Genomic DNA, 1,700 nt, shown 5'->3' with positions numbered 1-1,700 from the left:
GTGCAGCACCGAGGCGGCGGCGGCGCCGGCGAAGGCGCCGACAAGCATCTTGCCCTCGAGCCCGATATCGAAGACGCCCGCGCGCTCCGAATAGAGGCCGGCGAGGCATGCCAGGAGCAGCGGCACCGACAGGCGGATGGTCGAGTCGAGTATCTGCACAATGGCGATGAAGAAATCCATCTCAGGCGCCCTTCCCCTTGACCGCTTCGATGCCGACCGCTTTTGGGCTGACCGAAGCGAACAGCGCCTGGACATAGGGCCGGAACATATGTTCGAGCGCGCCGGCGAACAGGATGACCAGGCCCTGGATGATGACGATCATGTCGCGCGAAATCGCCGGCATCTCGAAGGCAAGCTCGGCGCCACCCTGGTAGAGCATGCCGAACAGGATCGCCGCCAGCACGATGCCGACCGGATGCAGACGTCCCATCAGCGCCACCGCGATGCCGACGAAACCGGCGCCGGAGACGAAATCGAGCGCGACATTGTGCTGGTCGCCCATGGTCGGGTTCAGCGCCATCATGCCGGCCAGCGCGCCCGAGATCATCATCGCGACAATGACGATTCGCGTTTCCGAAATGCCGGCATAGCGCGCCGCCTTCGGGCTGTGGCCATAGGTGCGCATCTCGTAGCCCAGCCTGGTGCGCCAGATCAGCAGCCAGACCAGGAACGCCATCAGCAGCGCAAGCAGGAAGCAGACGTTGAGCGGCGCCGAGCGAATCTTGGCGCCGAACAGTTCGATCACCCAGTTGAGCTTCGGCAATTGCGCGCCGTCGAGGAAGGTGCGCGTCTGCGGCGCCATCGACCCGAGCGGCTTCAGGAAGCCGACCAGCGCGTAGACCATGACGCTGGCGGCGATGAAGTTGAACATGATGGTGGTGATGACGATGTGCGAGCCGCGCCGGGCCTGCAGATAGGCCGGGATCAGCGCCCACAGCGCCCCCATCGCCGCGGCGGCGACGATTGCCAGCGGAAAGGTCAGCCACCATGGCAGAATGCTGTCGAAGGCGAGGCAGACGACGCCGATGCCGAGCCCGGCTATGTAGCCCTGGCCCTCACCGCCGATGTTGAACAGGCCGCAATGCGCCGCGACCGCCACCGACAGCCCGCTGAAGATGAAGGTGGTGGCGTAGAAGAGCGTGAACGCGATGCCCGTCCCCTTGCCGAAGGCGCCCTGGACCAGGATGACCGCGGCGCGGAACGGGTTTTCTCCGACCAGGACCACCACGAAGCCGGCGACGACGAAGGCGACGAACAGGTTGATCACCGGGATCAGGCCGTAATCGGCCCAGGCCGGAAGCTTGGCGTAGGGCGTGCTCATTCCGCGGCCTCCCGCTGCTCGACGCCGGCCATCAGCAGGCCGAGCTCGCCTTCTGTCGCTTCCGGACCGCGCTCGCCGACAATGCGGCCGGCGAACATCACCAGGATGCGGTCGGAGAGCGAGCGGATCTCGTCCAGCTCGACCGACACCACCAGCACCGCCTTGCCCTGGTCGCGCATGGCGATCAGCCGCTTGTGGATGAATTCGATTGCGCCGACATCGACGCCGCGCGTCGGCTGGCCGACGATCAGCACGCCCGGATCCTGCTCCATTTCCCGCGCCAGCACGATCTTCTGCTGGTTGCCGCCGGAGAAATTGGCCGTTTTCAGCCGGCAGTCGGCGGGGCGGATGTCGTATTTGGCGATCTTGTCCTTGGCGT

The 1,700-nt window shown here is 65.7% G+C and carries 1 protein-coding gene and 2 pseudogenes; all 3 read right to left on the bottom strand.

Going from position 1 to position 1,700, the window contains the following annotated elements; genetic code table 11:
* Positions 1–180 (bottom strand): annotated as a pseudogene (locus EN781_RS31920) (ABC transporter permease); the annotation flags it as partial.
* A 1-nt stretch (position 181) separates the two neighbouring features.
* Complete coding sequence (locus EN781_RS31915; protein ID WP_126058352.1) at positions 182–1,321, bottom strand: ABC transporter permease; 1,140 nt, start codon at positions 1,319–1,321, stop codon at positions 182–184.
* Positions 1,318–1,700 (bottom strand): annotated as a pseudogene (locus tag EN781_RS31910) (heme ABC transporter ATP-binding protein); the annotation flags it as partial. The pseudogene EN781_RS31910 and the gene EN781_RS31915, both read right to left, overlap by 4 nt.

The sequence above is a fragment of the Mesorhizobium sp. M4A.F.Ca.ET.090.04.2.1 genome, from assembly GCF_003999085.1.
GTDB lineage: Bacteria > Pseudomonadota > Alphaproteobacteria > Rhizobiales > Rhizobiaceae > Mesorhizobium.
The sequence above is the reverse complement of the archived record's forward strand: the minus strand, read 5'-3'. Positions and strand labels throughout refer to the sequence as shown.